Annotated in this window: 11 protein-coding genes; all 11 read left to right on the top strand. The window is 45.3% G+C overall.

Going from position 1 to position 24,001, the window contains the following annotated elements:
* The first annotated feature begins 71 nt into the window (after positions 1–71).
* The 11 genes from CHM34_RS00970 to CHM34_RS00920 all read left to right on the top strand — a co-directional run bounded on the left by CHM34_RS00970 (position 72) and on the right by CHM34_RS00920 (position 23,910).
* Positions 72–1,568, top strand: coding sequence for an argininosuccinate lyase (locus tag CHM34_RS00970; RefSeq protein WP_094262713.1), 1,497 nt, complete (start codon positions 72–74; stop codon positions 1,566–1,568).
* A 15-nt stretch (positions 1,569–1,583) separates the two neighbouring features.
* Positions 1,584–2,495, top strand: a complete 912-nt coding sequence (locus tag CHM34_RS00965) for a GHMP family kinase ATP-binding protein (protein ID WP_094262712.1) — start codon at positions 1,584–1,586, stop codon at positions 2,493–2,495.
* Positions 2,496–2,506: 11 nt separating this feature from the next.
* Entirely contained in the window at positions 2,507–3,556 is a 1,050-nt protein-coding gene (locus CHM34_RS00960; RefSeq protein WP_094262711.1) for a cysteine synthase family protein, read from the top strand.
* Positions 3,531–4,787, top strand: coding sequence for an ATP-grasp domain-containing protein (locus CHM34_RS00955; RefSeq protein ID WP_094262710.1), 1,257 nt, complete (start codon positions 3,531–3,533; stop codon positions 4,785–4,787). The genes CHM34_RS00960 and CHM34_RS00955 overlap by 26 nt, the downstream gene beginning before the upstream one ends.
* On the top strand, positions 4,768–5,841 hold the full coding sequence (ltaE, locus tag CHM34_RS00950; protein ID WP_094262709.1) for a low-specificity L-threonine aldolase: 1,074 nt from the start codon (positions 4,768–4,770) through the stop codon (positions 5,839–5,841). Before CHM34_RS00955 ends, ltaE begins: the two co-directional genes overlap by 20 nt.
* A 126-nt stretch (positions 5,842–5,967) precedes the next feature.
* Positions 5,968–6,381: a 3-hydroxyacyl-ACP dehydratase FabZ family protein gene (locus CHM34_RS00945; protein WP_169713523.1), complete on the top strand. Its 414-nt coding sequence runs from the start codon at positions 5,968–5,970 to the stop codon at positions 6,379–6,381.
* Between the two features lie 69 nt (positions 6,382–6,450).
* Entirely contained in the window at positions 6,451–7,698 is a 1,248-nt protein-coding gene (locus CHM34_RS00940; RefSeq protein WP_094262707.1) for a S8 family peptidase, read from the top strand.
* 302 nt (positions 7,699–8,000) lie between these two features.
* Entirely contained in the window at positions 8,001–8,747 is a 747-nt protein-coding gene (locus tag CHM34_RS00935; protein WP_094262706.1) for a DUF4097 family beta strand repeat-containing protein, read from the top strand.
* Positions 8,748–8,998: 251 nt separating this feature from the next.
* On the top strand, positions 8,999–13,015 hold the full coding sequence (locus CHM34_RS00930; protein WP_169713522.1) for a non-ribosomal peptide synthetase: 4,017 nt from the start codon (positions 8,999–9,001) through the stop codon (positions 13,013–13,015).
* Between the two features lie 338 nt (positions 13,016–13,353).
* The gene (locus CHM34_RS00925; protein WP_094262704.1) at positions 13,354–14,388 is read left to right on the top strand and encodes a TauD/TfdA family dioxygenase; all 1,035 of its coding nucleotides are present in this window, start codon (positions 13,354–13,356) and stop codon (positions 14,386–14,388) included.
* 15 nt (positions 14,389–14,403) lie between these two features.
* Positions 14,404–23,910 (top strand): non-ribosomal peptide synthetase, encoded by a 9,507-nt coding sequence (locus tag CHM34_RS00920; protein ID WP_094262703.1) that lies wholly within the window; start codon positions 14,404–14,406, stop codon positions 23,908–23,910.
* The last annotated feature ends 91 nt before the right edge of the window (positions 23,911–24,001 follow it).

Below are 24,001 nucleotides of genomic sequence, written 5' to 3'. Positions count from 1 at the left end.
TGCAGCGGCATTCTCGTAACAGATAACTGTGTATAGTATAGCCTACAAACAGCCTATGGAGGCGTGTGAAATTGGAATCCGGCAGTGATATGAAAGGCCTGACAGGTCGAATCAAGGAAAGTCCCCATCATGTCTGGAAGGAAGAAGTATTAAACCCTCAACTTCGCTACGAAGCCCGTCATTTTCTCTCCTATTATCTATGGATTGAAAAAGCACTTCTAGTTGAGCACCAGCGGTTAGGGCTGATCGATCGTAAAGAAACAGTAGAAATTAATTCCGCTATTGACAAATTACATCCGGACGAGGTGCTAAAACAAGCGGAAACTCATTTGACAGATATGGCTTTTACGATCGAAGGAATGATTTCCGATAATCTGTCTCAACCCGTTATAGCTTGGCATGTTGATCGGAGTCGCAACGACTATCAAGCCACAGCTCAGATGATGTATATGAGAGATCATTTATTTGATATAGCTGTACAGTTATCCGAGTTGGCCCAGGTCACCTTAAATTTGGCGAAAGAGCATGTAGAAACGGTGATGCCGGGGTATACGCATTATCAGGCTGCACAGGTGATCAGTCCCTCTTTTTATCTGACCGCCTTTTTGGAAGTTCTCATGCAAACTTCTCATCGTTTGTTAGCTGTCTACAACGAGGGAAACGGCTGTCCATTGGGAAGCGGAGCGATGGCGGGGCAGGAACTGGGATGGGATCGGGATCAATTGGCCGAGTATCTCGGTTTTTCATATCCGGTCCATCACGCTTTAAGCGGTGTTGCATCAAGAGAATGGATTTTGCGTATTTCCGGGGAATTATCGATCTTTGCCACCTCTCTAAGTCGTTTTTTAACGGACTTTACTCAGTGGGGAAGCAATGAATACGGGTTTATTGATTTACCAGACGAATTAAGTGGCATTTCGTCGTCGATGCCTCAAAAGAAAAATTTCCCTATTCTAGAACGGATTCGAGGGAGGACCTCCCATCTGATTTCGATCCACATGGGTATGATCGTGGGACAGCGAAATACACCATATAGTAATCTGGTTGAAGTATCGAAAGAAGTAGGGACAGCTATTCCTTCTCTTTTCCAGACGACAGAATCCCTTCTCCGACTGTTAACCGTGTTTATGAGTCATCTCCGCTTCCTGAAAAAGCGAATGCGCCAAGCCTGTGAGAAGGAATTTTTAGGGGGTTTTTCATTAGCGAATGCCCTGACATTAAAAGCTGGAATTCCTTACCGCACAGCTCAAGTGATCGCAGGTAAAGCCATTGCTTCTTCTATCGATAAAGGGCTTCTTCCCACCGAAATGAAAGCCCAAAACGTCAAAGAAGTGTGTGCAGAGTATGGTTATGAGATAAATATTTCTGACAGCTGGATTCAAAGCCATTTTGATGTGGATCAAAATCTTCTCAGAAAGTGCTCGTCCGGTTCAACTCACCCTGAGCGGGTACGAGAGATGATAAATAGATCACAACAAATGCTGACTGAATTGGAAGATGAGTGGTCAGAATGCCGAATTGAGCAGCAAAAAGCGGAGAAAACGTTGAATGATATTTTAAAAAGTTGAGGAGGTGAAGAGTCAGTGAGGTTAGCACAATCTCACTCTTATAAAATCCAAGGACTTATTCCGGCTACAGGGAAGGGAAAAACGTTTGGAACATTTGGGGAGTTGTTACAAGGAGTTGGCGATAAAAATGGATTGGATTTTTTAGTTACATTTCCCATTCAAATGTATTCTTATGCTACTTTCTATTTTGATTCGAAGATGAATTCTTTAAAAGTAAACCCTTCCCATAAAAAAAAATCCCTTCAGTTCATCTCTCAAATACTGATCGATCATGGATATCCTCCGGTAGGCAGGTTGGAGATATTTAGTGAAATGCCTGAAGGGAAAGGACTGGCCAGTTCCTCGGCTGACTTGGTAGCTGTTGCTCGTGCTATTGAAGATTGTTTGGGTTTAAAATTGTCTACAACCTACCTGCTCTCATTAATGAGAGAGATCGAACCGACGGATGGTGTCATGTATAAGGGGGTCGTCTCCTTCTACCATCGCAAGGTCGAATTGTGTCGATTTTTGGGAACTCTTCCTCCCCTTACGGTGGTTGGAATCGATGAAGGTGGAGAGATCGACACTGTACAATTTAATGATACGCCCAAGCCTTTCACTCAAATTGAAAAAAAGGAGTACGATTTTCTTCATCAAAAGATTACTCAAGCCATATCTGAACAAGACGTGGAGTCTATCGGGAAAGTGTCTACTCGAAGTGCCCAACTGAATCAAAAGATTCGGCCAAAGCGATTGTTGGATTCGATCATTCAAATATCCAAGGATGTGGAAGGGGTCGGTGTGGCTGTTGCCCACAGCGGAACGTATTTGGGTATTTTATTGGATCCTCGTCGTCAAACATATCCGTCTCAGTTGGAGCAAGCTCAAAAACTGATGGGTCAGTTTTCTGAAGATGTAATGTTGTTCCATTCACTTACTTTTGAATAGAGGGAACCTATATGCTATATCAAAATTTGATACAAAGCATCGGAAATACCCCTTTGGTTTGCTTAAAAAAAGAGAGCTGTTCTCCCGGGAATGTATTTGCCAAAATGGAGTTGTTAAATCCATTTGCTATGAAAGATCGCGTGGCCAAACAGGCCATATTGGAAGCTAAGCGAACGGGAGAATTAAAAGAGGGGGCTCCGATTATCGAAAGTTCATCCGGAACATTGGCTTTGGGAGTCGCAATGGTGGGCGGCTTCTACAGGCACGAGGTTCATATTGTAACGGATCCACGCATTGATGCCATCACTTTAAGAAAGTTGGAGTCCATGGGTGCATGTATTCACATTGTCAGGAAGATGTCACAACATGGATGGCAGAGTGCTCGCTTAGAAAAACTACAGCAATTACGTAATCAGTATCCGAATGCCTACTGGTTACGTCAGTATGAAAATCCCGAAAACCCTAAATCCTACAAGATGTTAGCTGAGGAACTTCTGCAGGACTTAAAAAACATTGATATCTTGGTGGGGTCTGTGGGAAGCGGCGGATCCCTTTGTGGTACAGCCCGCGCATTGAAAGAGCAGGGTTGCTATCCTAAAGTGGTTGCGGTCGATGCAGTGGGAAGTGTACTGTTTGGCCAACCGGATAAACCAAAGCGGTTGCAAGGAGGATTGGGAAACAGCCTTCATCCTCCCAATATAGATCACTCGATTATCGATGAAGTTCATTGGTTGAACGATCAAGAAGCCTTTGGTGCGACTGTGGAACTCGCCCGTATTGAAAAGATTTTCGCTGGTAATAGCTCGGGTTCCGTATACGCGGTGGCTCGATGGATTAGTCGGCAAGTTCGGCCTGAAACAAACATAGTGGCTATTTTCCCGGATCGCGGCGATCGTTACTGTCAAACTATTTTTGATGAGTCTTACCGGTTGCAACATGAAATTACTTTACCGGAACAGCTAACTCCCCAGAAGGTATCTTACGGGACGGTGGTAGATCGTTGGTCATACTCCCGACTAAATCAAGGAGCCAATCATGGAAAATATACTGCTGTTTATTGAGTCCAATACGACAGGATCGGGAATGCAAGCTCTTCATAAGGCCAGTCAAATGGGGTTTATCCCTATATTCGTGACTGGAGATCTTTCCCGCTATCGGGGACTCGGAGAAACTCCAGCTGAGGTTTTAACGTGTGACACAAATCGATTCGAAAGCTTAATAAAAACGATTGAAAACCGACTGAGTCCACAGGCGATATCCGGAATAACTACAACCTCTGATTTTTATCTGGAAACCGTGGCTTATTTAAACCAAAAATGGGGTATTCCGGAAAACACTTCGGAAACGGTTCGAATTTGTCGTAATAAGGCGGAGACGAGACGCGTACTTCAACAAGCTGATATTCCACAACCTAAGTATATGACGATTCAAAATGGAGAACGGCCGGATGTGTTGTCGGTGGATTTTCCCTGCATCGTTAAGCCGGCGGATGATAGTGGCTCAAAGGGGGTGTTAATGTGCCGAAACCGAGACGAAGCGAATCATCAAGTAGCCCGATTGTTGGAAATTGATAAAAATATTCGTGGACAACCGACAGCTCAGACGGTTCTACTCGAAGAGTATGTGGAGGGGCCGGAGTACAGTGTTGAAATGTTGACTCATAAAGGGAAAAGCGTATGTATTGGCATCACAAAGAAAACAACTGTTGGTTTCCCTCATTTTATTGAATCAAGACATATATTTCCCGCTCCTCTAAGCCAAGACAAGAGAGTGGAATTGGAAAGAGTGGTAAGGAAAACGCTTGAAGCGGTGGGGTTTTATAATGGTCCGAGTCATACTGAAGTGAAATGGACCGAAAATGGATGTAAGGTAATTGAAGTCAATGCACGCTTAGCCGGTGGTATGATTCCCCAGGCCATTCAATTGGCAACCGGGATCGATTTATTGCAGGAACAAATACGGATTGCGGTAGGACAATCACCAAAAGTAACTCGGCCAAAAACGGGCTATGCCGGAGTAAAGTTTCTACTGGCAGAACGTAAAGGGATTTTGTCAGGAATAAGGGGTGTTGAATTTGTACGACAGATGAAAGGGATTCATTCTGTAGAGATTACATCAAGCCCTTTTACACGAATTCATCCTCCCGAAAGTTCGTATCATCGCCTTGGATTTTTCATCGCTCATGGCAAGGATTATAATGAGGTCTCCAAAGTGATGAAGGATGCGGAAGATCGGTTAACAGTTGAATATTGGAATGGAGGAGAGAGCGGGGATGATCGACCTGAGAAGTGACACATTGACACAGCCAACTCCAGAGATGAAGGAAGCGATGTTTCAAGCCAAACTGGGTGACGATGTCTATGGGGAAGATCCTACCGTGAACCAATTGGAGATTTTTTCGGCAGATTTACTGAAGAAAGAAGCCGCATGTTTCATGCCAAGCGGTACCATGGCCAATTTAGCATCCATCTTGTCCCACTGCCCAAGGGGGACAAAAGCGCTTGTCGGGAATGAATCCGATATTTATATTTACGAAGCCGGCGGAGCTTCCGTTTGTGGAGGGGTGGTGTATGAACCGATCTCGACTCAACCTGATGGACGCTTGTTACTGAGCGATTTGGAACTTGCATTTCCCGAAGACATGAATGATCCTCAGTTTGCGCTACCTTCTCTCCTTTGTTTGGAGAATACCCACAATCGCTGCGGAGGGGTCATCCTTTCCCCGGAGTATCTGGAAGAGGTACAAGCGTTTGCAAACAAAAAGCAAATACCCGTTCATATGGATGGGGCCAGATTGTTTCACGCATCAATTTCAACAGGAATACCGGTTGATGTTATTGCTCGTCATGCAGATTCGATTCAGTTTTGTTTGTCCAAGGGCTTGTGCAGTCCAATCGGGTCCATGGTTGTGGGAAGTGAGGGATTTATTGAGAGAGTTCGCCGGTGGAGAAAAATGTTAGGCGGAGGAATGCGCCAGGCAGGGGCGGTTGCCGCGGCGGGAATTTATTCCCTTCAAAAAATGATATCCCGCTTGCAGGAAGATCATCAAAAAGCACGTCGCTTTGCAGAATCCTTATCCCAGCTTCCTGGCATTAAGGTAAACCTGGAGACGGTACAGACCAATATTGTTTTATTCAAAATTCAGGATTCGCGCTTTACATGGCGATCGTTCCAGCACGCTTTGCAACAGAAGGAGTTGCTTGTCAGTGAAATGGGCTTTGGGCGGCTCCGTGCGGTGTTCCATCACGACGTGCCATTCTCCGAGGTTGATAAAGCTTTGGCTGTGGTGGAAGATGTGTTGGCGGAAGGGCCTGTTTCCTTGGAAGATGATTCAGTCGTTCATTGAGCTTTGCTCTCAGTCTGAAAGCCCCTCTCCATGGATTCGATTGAACGGGTTTAATCGGCGAATGTTCACGAGGGGGATGTCGGTTTTATGAGGGAGACTGAATCGTTTGTAAAGGAGAGAGGGTTTTTGAATGAAATATTAAAAGTGCTTCCTCATCGCCGTCCTTTTTTACTGGTGGACCGGATTTGTGAACGCCAATCAGGTTTATGGGTAAGAGGGTATAAGAACTTGAGCTGGTCTGATTGGTTTTTTGATCAGGAAAGTGAAAAGCCGGCCATGCCTTTTATGTTGGCAGTGGAATCAATCGCTCAACTTAGTGCTTTCCTTGATGAAGAGCCTCGGGGAGATCTGGGGTTTTTAGCGTCATTTAAGTTCGTTTACTTTAGACATCACGCCTTTCCAGGGGATCGACTGGATTTATTTTTTGAAGCGGTCAAGAGAAAAGGGGCGTTTCTTATTGGGAAAGGTGAGGCGAGAGTAGGAGGAAAGACGGTGATTGAGGCGGAACAAATGTCGATTTATCTATCGACTGCCAACTGATTATTAAATAAAGTTGTGAAAAGTAAATAAATACTCATTAAATATGATTTGATTAAAGGGGTGGTATGCATGACGAGGAAGATATGGATCGTATCCTTGATCTTTCTGTTGGTTGGTTCGTTTTCTATCACATCGTGGCCTCCGATGATCGCGGAATCAGCTTCACCGGAAGCCTCGGAAAAGCGTTTGATTGTGAAATTTAAAGCGGAAACCAGTGAAAATGCCCGCAAATCCCTCGTGCGTAAACAAGGAGATCAGATCATCTTCGAAAGTCGTCAACTGGATTTCCTGGTTGTCGAAATACCTAAAGATGAATCCCTCCCTTTGGCTAAAAATCAATATCGTAGCCATCCCGATGTGGAGTATGTGGAGTCTGATCAACCTGGGAACCTGGATTTTGTATCGAAAGCCTCGCCGCTTTCCAGTCATCAAAAGGACCGACAAGCCGTCGAGGCTTTCATACCGAATGATCCCCTTTTCTCCACCGATCAATGGGGGCCGCAAAAAATTAAAGCTCCGGAGGCCTGGGATATTACGATAGGTTCCTCAGATATTACGATAGCCGTTGTAGATTCTGGTGTTCAGGCTGATCATCCCGATTTGGAAGGGAAGGTCATTAAAGGATATGACTTCGTGGAAAATGATTGGGATCCTCAGGACGAATACGGACATGGAACCCATATAGCGGGTATTGCGGCGGCTGCAACCAACAACGAAATTGGAATCGCAGGAATCTCCCCTAATTCCCAAATATTAGCCATCCGAATTTTTAAAAATGAGACGGATAGCGGATACACTTCTTACTTCGCTCAGGGTATCATCCATGCCGCAGATCGTGGCGCGGATATCATTACCTGCAGCTTTGGTATCAACGAGCCGAGTCTAACGTTGAAGGCTGCTGTCTTGTATGCCTGGTCAAAGGGAGCGGTGGTCATAGGATCAGCTGGAAATGAACCAACTTCCAAACCGCGTTATCCAGCCGCTTATAAACCGGCTATTTCAGTAGCAAACACCGACCCAAACGACGAAAAAGCGGAAGATTCCAATTATGGGGAATGGGTCGACATTGCAGCGCCGGGTACGGATATTATTTCGACGATTATCGGCAGCCAATATTTTGAGGTAAGCGGTACATCTATGTCTGTTCCCCATGTCGCGGGAGTGGCGGCGTTGCTTGCTTCACAGGGATATAATAACAAAGAAATCCGGTACATTATTATGAAGACGGCTGACAAGATCCCTGGTACAGGAACCTTCTGGTCTTCCGGCAGGCTAAATGCAGAACGAGCGATCCGTTATGCTCAAAAACACCAATGAAGATATTCTCTATAACCATTCTGGTGTTTTTCTTACATGAAAACTCATACCCCAATTCAATTATCACAAATCGGTTTGTATTACAAATAAGATAAACTTCAGAAAAAAGAGTAAGATACTTACAATCTTACTCTTTTTTCTTAACCAGAATTAGGTTGCTTTTTTAAGGGATTAAGAATATACTCGGTATGTAACTACTCAGTATATATAAAAAAGGGGGGACAGGTGGGCAATATTTTTTATGGAACCGCCCGTTTGACTCCAACAGACGTCAGAAGGATTAATTATAGAGGTGAACATCAATGAACAAAAAAAAGATCATTTTTCCTGTTCTTTTCTTTTTTATGATGATACTTATGATATCCGGATGCGCCCTCGTCAAAGGGGATCCCACGACCGAAGAGGATTCATTGGACGCAAGCGGCGTTAAGGGTATTTCAGTGGATTATGGAAGTGTTGATGTCGTCGTTGAAGGTGGATCTTCAAGCCAATTGGAAGTAGTATTTGATACTTTTGAACGAGGTCCAAAGCTTTCCATGAATCGGAGAGGAGATCACGTGGATATAGCGACTGAAAGGGGCGGTCTTCAAATAGGCTTTATAAAGCTCGGCGGTTATTCCAGTGACCCTCCCAAAATGACAGTTAAGATTCCAAATAATCACAAACAAGATCTGAAGCTTGAGGGATCCTCAGGAAATGTTCAGCTTCGAAATCTCAATCTGAACCAAATCGATTTCTCCGCCTCAGCAAGCGATGTGAATGGGGGCGGAATTACCGCAAATCGAATTAATGGCAGCAGTACCAGTGGAAGTATATCCATTGCGTTTGAGAAGTTTGCCACAGATGCAAATCTGTCGAGTTCAAGCGGAAATATTGATCTGAGTCTTAATGATGAAAGTCCGGATCTGACACTGGAAACCGCTACAACTTCCGGAAACAGAAAAATCGATTTTCCGATGAGCGGGAGTGAAGAATCGGGAACCATCGGCGAGGGAACTCACCATGTTCAACTGGAAACAACCTCAGGCAATATCTCTGTTACACCATAAAAACAAAACCATTCCGGGTGTTTCTAGTTTGGGCGAAATCGGAGGGAACCTTCAGGTTCCCTATTTTTATTTTTAGTCGAATGGCTGACTCTCGAGTTTGATGGGGGAGAGGTTATCGATCCATTCAGAGTATTTTTGCGTAAAACACTTAATACTTTTTTTGCTATATTTTTTTATAATCGAAAGTGGGGAAAGGCGGTCATGTTTGAAGATCAGCTATGCCGGTATACATTCCATCTAGGAGGTTTCATATGAATACCTTTTCAGCAGGGAGCGGGGATGTTCAACAAAATGTTTTTGTATTGCCCGCTTCGTATGGACAAGAGCAGTTGTGGTTTTTTGATCAACTGGAGCCGAATAACCCTGTCTACAATCTGGTATTTGGTTACCGGGTGACGGGATTGTTGGATTCCGAAATATTGAAAGATTGCTTGAACGAACTGATCCGGCGTCATGAAACACTTCGTACAACTTTCACCAAACAGAATGGTAAGCCTATGCAAGTGGTATGGCCACCTTTTATTATATCGCTCCCGTTGGTTGATTTAACGTCCGCGCCTTCTCAGGATCGATTTAACCATGGGATGCAGGAAGCGAAAGAAGAGGGAAGCCGCCCCTTTAACCTTACGGAAGGTCCTTTGTTCCGAGTTAAACTGGTTCGTTTGGATGCTGACGATCACCTGTTCATATTCAATGTACACCATATCGTATTTGACGGGTGGTCGGTGGGGCTTTTCACAAGCGAGCTGGCGGAACTGTACAAGGCTTACTTTCGGGGGGAACCTTCTCCGCTTCCGGAATTGACTCTTCAATATGCAGACTTTGCGCACTGGCAAAAGGAAGAGATGAACAAAAAGGAATTTGAATACCGTCTTTCCTATTGGGAGAAAAAATTGAAGCCGGATCCTCCTCGTCTGGAATTGCCGACCGACTATCCCCATTCGGGAAAGCAAAGCTTCTCAGGATCTATTGAAACTTTCGCACTTCCGGAGTCCGTCGCAAAAAAGTTGAAGGAGTTGGGTGAAAAAGAGGGAGCTTCTCTTTTTATGGTGCTTTTGGCCGGGTTTAAGGTGTTTCTCCACCGTTATACGGGCCAAACCGATCTAACTTCTGGTGTTGCTGTGACAAGTCGGAACCGCAGTGAGCTGGAAAAGATGATTGGATATTTTGTCAATCAGTTGGTTATACGGACGAATGTCTCAGGATCGTTCAGTTTTCGTGAATTAATTCGATCTGTTCGAAAGGAGTTTCTTGATGCCGTTCAACATGATGTTCCTTTCGGCAAACTGGTGGAACATTTGAAACCGGAACGGATGATCAATCACAATCCCTTTTTTCAAGTGATGTTCGCTTATGGAGATGAATCCGATCAACAAGAGAAACTGGCCCCCGGAATCAAAATAGATTCCCTGGAGATCGATAATGGAACGTCCAAATTTGACATTGGATTGCGTTTTAATAAGAAAAAAGGTTCCATTATGGGAGAGTTGGAGTATAATACCGGCTTGTTCCGTCGGGAAAGTATCTTAAACATGGTTGAGCATCTCATATTATTACTGAGAAATGCCTTAAATGATCCGGATCTTCCCATTTCAAAACTGCCCATCTTAACTGAGAAAGAACAGCAACTGTTGATGAAAGAGCAGGATAAGGCTAATTTCCAATATAAGGATATCAAATTGCCACATCGACTCCTTCAGGAACAGACGGAACGGACGCCCGAAGCTATTGCCATAACTGGGGACCAGGGAAGTCTTACCTACTATGAATTGAATCAACGGGTGAACCAGCTTGCCCATTATTTAAAGAAAAAAGAGGTCGCCCCCGGCGTGTTGGTAGGTGTTTATCTGGAACGATCCTGGGAATCAATCATCAGTCTTTTTGCTATTTGGAAGGCAGGCGGTGCCTATCTCCCTCTGGATCCATCCTACCCAAGAGAACGGATCGCCATGATTGCAGAAGATTCTGGGATGTCGCTTTTGGTGACTACCCGAAAGATGAGCGAGTCTCTTTTTCCTCAGGTAAATGTTCCGTTTCTCTTTGTCGATGAGGAATGGGATGCCGTTGCTCAGGAAGAAACGGAGAACGGGATATTAAGCCAAGACTGGAGCTTGGACCACTTGGCCTATGTCTTCTTTACGTCCGGTTCTACAGGAAGGCCTAAAGGAGTTAGTATGATCCATCGCGCCCTAATGCACCAGATGATATGGCAATATCGCGAATTTCCTTTGGAAGAAGGAGACGGGGTGTTTTTTAAAACTTCGGTTAGCTTTGATCCTTGTCTACTAGAGATGTGCCTGCCGCTTCTTTGGGGCGGCCGGGTGATAGTCGGACCGCCGGAGGTAGAATTGCGACCTGACAAGCAGGTGGAGATCATCCAAGATGAAGATGTCACTCGTCTTATATTAGTCCCAACGATACTGGATCGATTGCTGGATGTTCCTTCTTTTTCTGAATGCACCAGCTTGAGGGAAGTTTTAGTCGGAGGGGAACCTTTAGCTCCGGAACTGGTAAAAAAGTTCTTCTCCAAGATGAACATCAAATTGGTAAATCGGTATGGCCCCACAGAAAGTTGCATTGATGTAACGACTTGGGATTGTGATGTAGAAAAGATAGAGGGCCGAGTTCCGATTGGGTATCCGGCTCCTTATGCGGATATTTACGTGCTGGATCGGAATCGCCAACCAGTCCCCACGGGAGTACCAGGTGAATTGTATATTGGGGGTCCGACACTAGCCAAAGGCTATCTCAATCGACCGGATTTAACAAAAAAAGCTTTTATTCCTCATCCCTTCTCAAAACATCCCAGTGCACGCCTGTATAAGACCGGGGACTGGGTTCGTTATAGGGAGGATAGAAGTTTGGAATTCCTAGAACGGATCGATCATCAGGTCAAAATACGGGGGGTTCGTGTTGAACTCCAGGAAATCGAAAGACTGTTAAGACAACATCTGTCCGTGAAAAAGGCGAAGGTGTTGGTTCGAAAAGATGAATCCAATGAAGCCAGTTTGGTGGCATATATGATTCCCAGCAAAAAACCAGTGGCGACAACGGATATTCGATTATATCTGGGAGAACATCTGCCGACCTTCATGTTACCAAGCTATTTTATCTGGATGGATGCTTTCCCTGTCCATGAAAGTAGTAAAAAGATAAATTATAAGGCGTTTCCCTCTCCGGAATTATCCCGGAACTCGGAACTAAATTTAGCTGCTCGAGATCGAATAGAACTGAAAATGGTTAACCTGTGGGAAGAGGTGCTTCAAACCCAAAATATCGGATTAACCGATAATTTTTTCGACATAGGCGGGTATTCCTTAAAAGCAGTTGAGCTGTTGGATGCGATTAATGAAACATTCGGAGTAGAATTACCCCTTTCCACGTTGTTTCAAAAATCCACGGTAATGGAGATATGCGATCATATCCGGAACGAGACTCCCACCTCTAATGATCTGTTGGTTTGTATTCGACAAGGGAAGGGTACCGAAGTGCCTTTTGTAATGGTTCACCCTGGCGGGGGCGGGGTTTTATGCTATTACCATTTGGCTAAAGCGCTTGGGGAGCATCAAACGGTGTACGGTATTCAAGCGATGGGGTACGAATCGGAGGATCCTCCCTTAACCGACATTTCCGAGATGGCGGATCTTTATGTGGAACAGATGCGTCGAAAATTGCCTAAAGGTCCTTATCGACTGCTGGGCTGGTCTTTTGGAGCGACGATGGCTTACGAGATGACCCGACGGTTGGAAAAGATGGGAGAAAAGGTGCAATTTCTAGGTCTGTTAGATGCCCACCCAATCGACAGTCGAGAGAAGGACTCCCTTTCTGTTATACAAAACCGGGATTCATTGGTGGCCTGGGCAGAAAAGCTCGGAATGGACAAAAACGAACTGGAAGGATTGGATCGAGACCAACAACTGTTAAAAGTTCTGCGTCAAGCACAGGAACGTCAAGTGTTGCCTTTGAGTGCAGATATATCGACCGTTAAAAGATACCTCGATATCATGATGGCCAATCGTACTGCCGCCCTTAATTATGTAGTCAAGGAACCGATTCAGACTGACTTGCATTTGTTTTTAGTGAATGAAGTATCACAACAGGATCCGGTTCCTTTGGTAGACTCTTCTCCTTGGTACAAACGAACCACCGGTCAAGTCCGAAAGTATTCCATCCAGGGCCATCACCATAACTTAGTAGACCCTCCTCATGTGCAATATTTAGGAGAACTAATCCGACAGGTCCTGATGCCAACGGAAGTAAAAAGCTGAGAAGTAACTTTTCACTCATACCAGAAAGAAGAAGACAAGCCTCACTGCATGGGAATATCGGTTATTCTCCGATCCATGAAAGTTGCGGAGAATACGGTGGTTGATCAAAAAAATATGTTTTATGATGGCTTTGAATTCTATGTTTTACATCTATAGACAGAGTAAAGGTGGTTGACCTTGAGTTAAGCCACGCAGAATGGATATCCCAAAAATGGGCGTCATTATTATTAGCGGAAAACTCCTTTGTGCAGGTTGAGAAGTTGACTCCTGGACCAGAGGAGTTTTCATATTCGATTTACCGTCATTTTAGAATCAAAAATGAGAAAAGGAGCCGATCGATGAAGATTTCATGGAAGAATAGGAAAAAGTTTGTCAAACCAACTCCGATTCAGATGGATTCTAAGAAAATGATCCATGTTGAAAACCTTTTTGACTCGGGTTTATTGCCGATGCTGATCACCCCCCGGATTCCGGATGTTGATTTGACGGAATGGATCAGTAACCAAAGAGATTTTATCGAAAAAAAATTAAGTCAACATGGCGGTATTCTTTTTAGAGGCTTTAATATTCAAACTCAAAAGCAATTTCAGGAATTGACAAAAGAGTATATTAAAGTCCCGATGAAGTATAAAGAAGGTGCTACACCTCGATCCAAAGTAACAGAAAACACGTATACCTCTACCGAATTTCCTTCTGATCAGCATATTGCACTGCATAATGAACTTTCTTATGTAACAACTTGGCCCCAAAAAATATGTTTCTGCAGTATCGCTCCTGCAAAGACAGGAGGGGAAACTCCGATTGCAGATGTACGTCGGGTTTATCACCGGATCGATAAAGATCTTCGGGAGAAATTCGCGGCAAAAGGTTGGATGTTGGTGCGTAACTACGGAGACGGTTTCGGATTGAAATGGCAAGATGTGTTTCATACAGAAAATCCGAAGAAAGTGGAGCAATACTGCAAAGAAAATGAGATTGAATTTGAGTGGAAAGATGAATCTCACTTAAAAACCAAGCAAGTCCGAAAAGCGGTGAGAAAACATCCGGACACGGGTGAATGGCTGTGGTTTAATCATATTGCATTCTGGCACGAATCGAGTTTGGATCCAAAAGTCCGGGACATGCTTACTGAGAGCCTGGGTATCGAAAATCTTCCTTACAATACCTATTACGGAGACGGATCCCCCATCAACTATGACGATGCTGAACATATTCGAAAGGCATATGATCAGGAAACGATTTCTTTTGAATGGAAAAAAGGAGATGTTTTACTGCTGGATAATATGCTGGTGGCTCATGGGCGAAACCCCTTTGAAGGAGAGCGAAAAACGGTGGTTTCCATGGGGGAACCGTATACTCCAGAGAACTTGTAACAAGGAGGCAGGTTGATGGAAACTCAACTGCAAGGATTTCATCTCTCTCCGATCCAAAAGCGAATTTGGACATTAACAAAGGAGCGGAATTATCCATTCCATATGAAAGTAGCCGTTTCCATTGAAGGAAACCTGGATCGAAAACGGCTTCAAGAGTCATTGAACCGTTTAGTTCAGAAGCATGAAAGCCTGCGTACAGGTTATCATAAAGTTTCTGGAATGAAATATCCGCTCCAAATCATTGATGAACAGAGAGAAATCTTGATACAGGAACGAAATGTTGACCCAGAAAGAAGTAAGGCGGAAATCGGACGATTGATGTCAGAGCCGGGCGGAAAACAGTTGTCGGCTCAACTGATCCGCCAAACTCCCAATCATCATGTGTTGATCTTGTCGATGCCGGCGATCTGTTCGGACTTGGAAACGAAAAATATTCTCCGCGAATTGGCTCGGGCGTACAACACTTCGGAATGGGAAAATGAAGAAGAAGGATTACAATATATTGCTGTTTCAGAATGGCTCAATGAAGTCCTTCATTCTGTGGAGGGAGAGGAAGGGAGGGAATATTGGGACAAAATCGATTATAAACCCTTTCTCGAAGCAAGTCTTCCTGGAGAAAAAAGCGGCGGGTCTTTGTTTGAACCTTCCCGGATTTCTTTCCCTGTAGGGGAGCAGACGCGAATGAGAATTGATGAAATCTCTAGCTCCCACCATCTCACTCCTTGGCAGATTGTACTTTCGGCATGGATGGTGTGGCTGCGTCTTTTAACCGATCGGAAAGATGTACTGGTGGGAACCGGATTGACGGGAAGAACAGAAGAAGAGCTTGCCGATGTGATTGGAAGTTTATCCCGGTATGTTCCTATTCAAACCCGGATGGATTCGAAACTTTCTTTTGATGAAGTCATAGAGAAAATAGGAAAGTTGACAGCAGAAGCCGAACAGTTACAGGAATCCTTCAATCCGGAAGACGGGGAAGATAGCCGACGCTTTCCTTTCGTTTTTGATGCGCAGGATTTAACCGAAACCCATTCCAGTGGCGAAGTATCGTTTTCCATTAGGGATCAGGCAGGGTATCTAGAATCTTTTAAGATCGGGTTGTCCTTTGTAAAGAGGCAAAACGGGTATTTTGCGGAAATTAGCTATGACAGCCATGTATTTACGAAAGAGGATATCCAAACATGGGGACACCAATTTCTCACTTTGCTGGACAGTGGGTTGGAACAGCCCCGTTTGCCAATTCAACAATTGAAGCTTATGGATGAGCGGGAACAACAGCAGGTCTTGTACGGGTTCAATCAGACAGAAGTCCGCTATCCCCGGAAAAAATGTTTGCATCAATTATTCACGGAGCAAGCCGCAAATACTCCAGACCGCTTGGCCGTTGAAATGGGAAGCCGGTCGATGACTTATAAAGAGTTGGATCAGAGGTCCAACGGTTTGGCCGCACATTTGATCCGTCTAGGCGTTCAATCCGGCTCCATTGTAGGAATCAGCATCAATCGTTCGATTGAAATGGTGATCGGAATCCTGGGAACTTTGAAAGCGGGAGCAGCATATCTTCCGTTGGACCCCGGTTTTCCGGATTCCCGCATTCAATCCATCCTGAAGGATACAGGTGCTGATGCCGTCTTGACCGGAAAAGAATGGGTCCACCGTTTTGATGGGTTGGTAAAGCAAAATGTCCTGCTTGAGGAGAGTAGGGAGTGGGTTCAAAGTTCCCCTCCTGCTGTCAAAGTGGGCTTGGAATCTCCGGCTTATATCATCTATACCTCCGGTTCTACAGGCAAACCCAAAGGGGTCGTTGTGGAACACCAGTCTGTTTATAATCATATGAACTGGATGAATCAAAGGTTTCCTTTAACTCGGGAGGATCGGGTTTTACAAAAAACCTCTATCAGTTTTGATGCTTCGGTTTGGGAATTTTTCGCTCCCTTGTTATCCGGGGCTTGCCTGGTTATGGCTCAACCCGGTATTCAAACTGACCCCCTTAGCTTAGCGAATACCGTGATTCGGGAACGGATTTCAGTTCTTCAGGTTGTGCCTTCGATGTTACGGATGCTGCTGGAAGAAAATCGATTCCAAGAGTGCAGGAGTCTGAAAAGAGTATTCAGCGGTGGAGAAGTGTTAACGGCAGAACTGAAAGAACGGTTTTTCCACTGTTTGCCCGATACTGATTTGATCAATCTTTACGGTCCCACGGAAACTTGCATTCAAGTCTTATATTTTGAATGCGAGAAACAGGGGCATAAAAACGTTCCGATCGGAACCCCCGTATCCAATATGCAAATTTTCATATTGGATGAAAATCAGAATCCCGTTCCCATTGGGATGACCGGTGAAATTCATGTATCAGGCCCGGGGGTGGCGCGAGGGTATCTGAATCGTCCGGATTTAACGCAGGAGAAATTTATCCTCCATCCGTTTGGCTCCGGCCGGATGTACAAAACGGGAGATTTAGGAAGATGGTTGCCGGATGGGAATGTGGATTTTGTGGAACGTCAGGATCATCAGCTCAAAATCCGTGGGTTCCGGGTGGAGCCGGGAGAAATCGAATCAGCGTTGACTGAGCATGATTCCGTACGTGCGGCCGTCGTGATTGGACGGGGTAAGCCCGGGCAAAACATGACGCTTTGCGCCTATGTGATTGCTGAAGGGAAAACGGATGCCTGCATTTTAAAAAATTACCTTTCCAAGTGGTTGCCTGACTATATGATTCCTTCCCATGTGGTTTTTATGGATCAATTTCCGGTGAAACTGAGCGGGAAGGTGGATCGGAAAGCTCTCCCGGAACCGCGAGTAGTGAATGTGCAAGCGAATGAAGAACCCGCTACTCCCATGGAAGTAACAGTGGCCAACATTTGGTCGGAAGTACTCGGAGTGGACAAGGTGGGGGCCAACCACCATTTCTTTCACCTGGGAGGGCATTCATTGTTGGCGGTACAAGTAACCACCCAAGCCCGTCAACATTTTGGGGTCAACATCCCGATCCAATGGATTTTTGACTATCCGGTCCTCCGGGATTGGTCCAAAAAAATTGAAAAACAACAACGTAATGGAAAAACAGTAAAACGACCATCTCTGCAGGCATTGGCCCGCAGGAATCAGAACATTCCTCTGTCCTTCTCACAACAAGGTTTGTGGTTTATTGAACAGTTGGATCCGGGGTCTCCGCTTTATAATGTGCCACGGCTTTATCGTCTGGCCGGCAAGTTGAATCGTGATGTCGCCGAAAAAAGTTTCTTTGCTCTAGCTAACCGACATGAAATCCTCCGCGTCACCTTTGGTGAGCAAGATGGTAGTCCTGCTCAAGTCGTCAATGAGTCTTCACTTCCGACAGTCTCCTTTCATTTAGCGACGTCGGAAGAGGAAGCGAGAAAGCAAATTGATACAGAAGCACGGGCGCCTTTCGATTTGGAGAACGGTCCACTGTTGCGGGTGAATTTCTTCTCGTTGGACAACGAAAATCATCTGATGCTTGTAAATATGCATCATTTAATCTGTGACTTATGGTCCATGGATATCCTGATCAAGGAATGGCTGAGTTTCTATGAGTCTTACCAGACTGGCCAACCCCCTTCTATGGAATCATTACCGGTACAATTTACGGATTATGCCCGCTTAGAAAAAGATTTGCTAGCTTCCGATGAGATGGAGCGGCAACTAGACTTCTGGAAGAACAAGTTGAGTGGAGAACTCCCCACTCTTACATTATTTCCGGATCAATCCCATCATGTTACCCGTTCTTCCCGGGGAAAGGAAGAACGATTCAGGATCCCGTCGGATGTGGTTGAGAAGTTGCAAGAAGTCGGCGGGCGGCGGAATGCCACACTGTACATGACCGTCATGGCTGCTTTTCAAGCTCTTTTACACCGGTATTCCCAACAAAATGACATTGTGGTGGGGACCCCTGTTGCCGGGAGAATGGATGCGGAAACGGAGAATTTGATCGGCTGTTTTGTCAACACGATCGTCATTCGCACGGATCATTCAGGTGAACCGACGTTTCATACACTGTTGGACAGAGTCAAGACGGAGTTTTTACAAGCCTTTGATCACCAAGATGTTCCCTTTGAAAAGGTTGTACGAGCATTATGTCCGGATCGAGACCAGAGTCATTCTCCTTTGTTTCAGGTGATGCTCTCTTTCCAAAGTCGTCCTAATTCCGCCAAGGGAATACCGGGACTTAAGGTCAAGGGGAATGAGTACATCCACACGGGCACTTCAAAATTCGATTTGACGCTCTATATCGAGTTCGAAGAGGACGGATGGGTCGGCTATTGGGAATATCGTACGGATCGATTTGAAGAAGATGCGGTCAAACGAATGTCCGACCACTTTCTCAACCTTCTCCAGGCGATTACGGATGATCCTGACCAGCCGATTAACCAGATGAATATGCTAACGGATGCGGAAAAACGGCAACTTCTCTATAATTGGAACGATACAGACGTATCCTTTCCGTCGGATACATGTTTGCATGAACTGTTTGAAAAACAGGCGGGTTTAACGCCGAATGCCGTGGCTGCAATCTACAAAGATAAGGAAATCACCTACGGCCAGTTGGAGAAAGAGTCCAATCGTCTGGCGCACTTCCTGCGGGAACGGGGGGTTCGCAAGGATACTTGTGTGGGTGTTTATATGGAGCGCTCCCTGGAGCTGGTAACGGCACTTCTGGGAATTTTGAAAGCGGGTGGTGCGTTCCTTCCTTTGGACACCGAGGCACCGAACTCCAGGATTATGACGATCTTGCAGGATGCCAAAGCTCCACTGTGTCTGACAGAGGAACATCTAGCCAAGAAATTGGGCGTGGATCTTTCGGTTGCATTGGTTTCCTTGGATTCAGAGAAGGATGTATGGAAAAAATATCCGGATTCTCGGGTTCAATCCGAAGTTTCCCCCGACGATTTGGTTTCCGTATACTATACCTCGGGATCCACCGGTCAACCGAAAGGAGTTGCCAGTGCTCACAGGGGTTGGGTCAATCGGATGCATTGGATGCAACGGCAGCACCAATTGCAACCTGGTGAATCAGTTTTGCAGAAGACTACCCTGACTTTTGATGATGCAGCCGTTGAATTCTTTTGGCCGCTAATGGCCGGCGGTCGCATTGCCCTGATTGAGCCGGGCATGCACCGGGATCCCCGTGCCATTTTGGATGCAGGTATTCGCTATCAGGTTTCTGTAATCCAATTTGTCCCCAGTATGCTGGGAATGGTGATCGATACAATCACAGAAAAGGACAAACAGTCTCTTAACCGCCTCCGAGTGGTGATCTCCAGCGGGGAAGCCCTTCATGGGGATCTGGTGAAAAGGTTTTTACAATACATGCCGGGAAAATTGTTCAATACTTGGGGAGCAACGGAGGTTTCGATTGATTCCACCATGCATGCTTGTTCGGAACAAGACGTTCAGGATGCGGTGGTATCAGTCGGACGCCCTATTGACAATAACCAGGTCTATGTTTTGGACCGGAATCTACAACCGGTTCCTCTCGGTGTAGCAGGGGATTTGTATATCGGTGGAATCGGAGTGGCCCGCGGATATTTAAACCAACCAGAACGTACAAAACACGCTTTTTTGGATCATCCGTTCCGCCCGGGTCTTCCGTTGTACCGAACGGGTGACCGCGGTTGTTTCAGGAAGGACGGCTCGATTATCTTCCTCGGGAGGGAAGACAATCAGGTTAAGATCAGGGGCATGCGAGTGGAAACCGGGGAAATTGAAAATACACTTCTCGAGCATGAAGCAGTCAAGAAAGCCGTAGTCATTCTTCGAGAAGATCAATCCGTTAAGAGGTTGGTTGCTTATCTCGTCAGCACCAATGGTATCCCGTTGGATTCCGGCGAGATACGGATGTATCTTCAGGACAAGCTTCCGGAATATATGATCCCCGCATACTATATGGTTCTGGAACACATCCCGGTAAATGCCAATGGAAAAGTGGATCAAACTGCTCTCCCGGCGCCGGATTCCTCTCATCTGGCTTTACAGGAGGATTTTATGGAGCCGAGAACGGATACGGAAAAAACCCTGACCAAGATCTGGTCTGAATTGATCGGATTAGATAAAATCGGCATCCAAGATCATTTCTTTAAATTAGGCGGCCATTCTCTGCTGGCTGTTCAGGTGATTTCCCGTATCTATGAAGCAACAGGGGTAAGACTCCCACTTCGGTCCATTTTCGAAAAGCCAAATATTAAAAATATCGCCGCCCGCATTGATCAACAAAAGGGGCGGAACCATGTCCCAAAAGACATTGAACCGACAGGTCAAATTGCCAACCTGCCACTTTCCTTTGCACAGCAGAGATTATGGTTTTTACATCAGCTCAACCCGGAAAGTTCTGTTTACAACATGCCGAAATGTTACATCATTCGTGGAACGCTGAATTTAGATGCGTTAAAAGACAGCCTGAAGCAGTTGATCGAACGTCACACCATCTTACGTACGGTATTTGAATCGGATGGGGAAGGATATCCGGTTCAATCCGTTCTGACACAAAGTGAGTTGCCTCTTGAATACAAGGATCTGTCTCATCTTCCGCCGGAGGAAAAGGAAGAATCGCTTCGGGAAATTTTCCACAGGGAAGCCCGTCGCCCTTTCCAAATGACCGAAGGCCCTTTATTTCGATTACAGTTGCTTCGTTGTGACGAAAAAGAGCACCGCCTAATCTTTAATATGCACCATATGATTTCCGACGGCTGGTCTATCGGTATCATGATTCGGGAAATATCGGAAATCTACTCGAAAATATGTGCCGGAACAAATGTAAATCTACCTCCTCTTCCTGTTCAATATGGGGATTATGCTCTTTGGCAGAAAGAATACCTAACGGATGAAGCTTTAAAAAATCAGTTGATTTACTGGAAAAAGCAATTGGGCGGGGAGATTCCTTCGTTGCAGTTGCCTGTGGACACAAGCAGTGAGAGCAGTGAGTTGCAAGATCAAGGGAACAGCCGAATCACTTATCGTTTATCGGAAGATTTGGTGCAACGGTTGAAAGAAATCAGCCATAAGGAACAGGCGACTCTGTTTATGACGTTGTTGGCGGCATTTAAAGTTTTGTTGCACAGAATAACCGATCAGGATGATATTCTGGTCGGTACACCCATCGTCAATCGGGATCGAAGAGAACTGGAATCCCTGATTGGACTGTTCCTTAATACACTGGTATTGCGGACAGATCTATCCGGTAATCCGTCCTTCACTGAACAACTGCAACGGGTACGCACAACTTCTATGGATGCCTATTCCCATCAGGAGGTTCCATTTGAACGCGTGGTGGAGGAAGTCCAGCCGGAACGTTCATTGAATCGGAATCCTTTGTTTGATGTGATGATCAACTATATCACCAAAGAAGAAATCGATGATCATCTCTGGAATATTCCCGGTGCGGATGTGGAAGAGCAGGATTTTCTTGAATTTGAATCCAAGTTCTTTATGACTCTCTACATCTTTGAAAGAGAGCAGGGATTGCAGCTGGATCTGGTCTATCGATCTGACAAATTTTCCGATTCGCGAATGAAAGAAATGCTCAATCAATATCAAAATCTCTTGGATCAAATCATCCAGGATCCTCAACAGGATATCCATTCCTATACCTTGGTAACCCGGGAAACTGAACAAATGTTGCCGGACCCTGGAGCACCCATTGAAGAAGTCGACCTTCAACCGGTGACGAAAATGTTTGAAGACCAGGTAACATGTTCGCCTCAACGAGTGGCTGTTATTCGCGGGGAAGATCGCTGGACTTACATCCAACTGAAAAAACACTCTGATTACCTAGCCTGGAAGCTTCGCAAAGAAGGCGTTCAAAAAGGTCAAATCGTAGCTATAACGGGTGGGAAAAGCTTCAAATTGATCGCAAGTATTTTGGCTGTTTGGAAGAGGGGCGGCGTGTTTTTACCCATTGATGAAAAGCTCCCTTTGAAACGAAAAGAACAGCTTTTAGGGGAAGCCCGTGCTGATATGCTATTGGATATGTCAGAAGACGGAATACCTGATCATGAGGTACCCGCTATTCGAGTGTTACGTCTCGAAGAAGATAGAAGCGAGGAGCTTTATTCTCCCGATTTCGATGGGATGATCGATCATCCACAACCGGGGGATCCGGCCTATATCTACTTTACTTCCGGAACCACAGGTCGACCGAAAGGAATATTGGGACAACATAAGGGACTAAGTCACTTTCTTGATTGGCAAAAAGAGGAGTTCGACATTCAGCCATATGATCGTTTTGCTCAACTAACGCATATTTCCTTCGACGCATTTTTGCGCGATGTGTTTTTGCCATTGGTCAGTGGAGCAACGGTATGTTTACCAGAAGAACCAGTCAGTTATGAAGCAGATTACATTTTACCCTGGATACAACAGGAAAATATCAGTGTATTGCATATTGTTCCTTCTTTGATCCAGTCGTGGCTGACTGATAGGGTGCGTCCTACTCCCTTACCGTCACTACGTTATGTCTTCTTTTCAGGGGAAGCACTGACCTCTTCTTTAATTCAGCGCTGGCGCAGTAAATTCTTGTCTGATATTCAGTTGATCAACCTTTACGGTCCTACAGAAACAACAATGGTGAAATGTTTCAGTCGTGTACCTCAAAAACTTTTGGCTGGTGCCCAACCGTTGCAGCAACCGATGCCTCAAACACAAATCTTGATCCTTAATCGGAACGACAATCTATGTGGAATCGGCGAAGTAGGGGAAGTAGTGATCCGTACCCCCTACCGAACCAAGGGTTATATCAACCATTCGCGGAAAAACGAAAACTCTTTCGTTCCCAACCCGTTTAGTTCCGGTCCGGAAGAGGATTTGTTGTACAGAACCGGAGACTTGGGAAGATATAGGCCGGATGGTTCCATAGAGATTTTGGGTCGTCGGGATCACCAAATAAAGATTCGAGGTGTCCGGGTAGATTTAAACGAAGTGGTTTCTACGTTGCATCAGCATCCGCAAGTTGCCTTTTGCACCGTAAAACTCTGGAAAAAAGAAGGGGAATCCTTCCTTGCGGCCTATGTCATCCCTGCTGAAGAAAGTTTTGATGAAACCGCCCTTCGGAGATATTTGGGCAATCGCCTTCCTGTTGCGATGATTCCCTCTGCTTTCCTCCATTTGGAGCAAATGCCGGTGACGTCCAGTGGAAAAGTGGATTACCGTCGATTGCCAGAACCCAAAAAAAGAACCACAACTCGTGAGTACAAAGCTTTTTCCACGCCGGAGGAGAAAATGTTATTAGAGATTTGGTCTGACGTTCTTCCAAAAGAGGACATCAGTGTCGATGATAATTTCTTTGAACATGGCGGTCATTCGTTGTTGGCATTGCAGATCATATCCCGAATTAAAAATATTTTTGGCATCCATTTGCCGCTCAAGTGTATTTTTGAAGCGCCAACCATTTCTGAATTGGCCGCAATGATTCAAAAAAGAGAGGAAAGTTCGCAACCGTCCTTCCCTGAATCAGAAATAAAAGCACTTCGACGGGAACAATATCAAAAGAGTGTGTTTGTCAAGAAATAAATGGCTTTACCTGTCGATTCGTTGTCGAAATATAGCGCAAAAGGAGGCCGAATCGGCCTCCTTTTGCGCTAGCTGTTATCCGTAATAAATG

It is taken from the genome of Paludifilum halophilum, assembly GCF_002245355.1.
Classification (GTDB): domain Bacteria; phylum Bacillota; class Bacilli; order Thermoactinomycetales; family DSM-45169; genus Paludifilum; species Paludifilum halophilum.
This window is presented reverse-complemented; position numbering and strand designations above follow the sequence as displayed.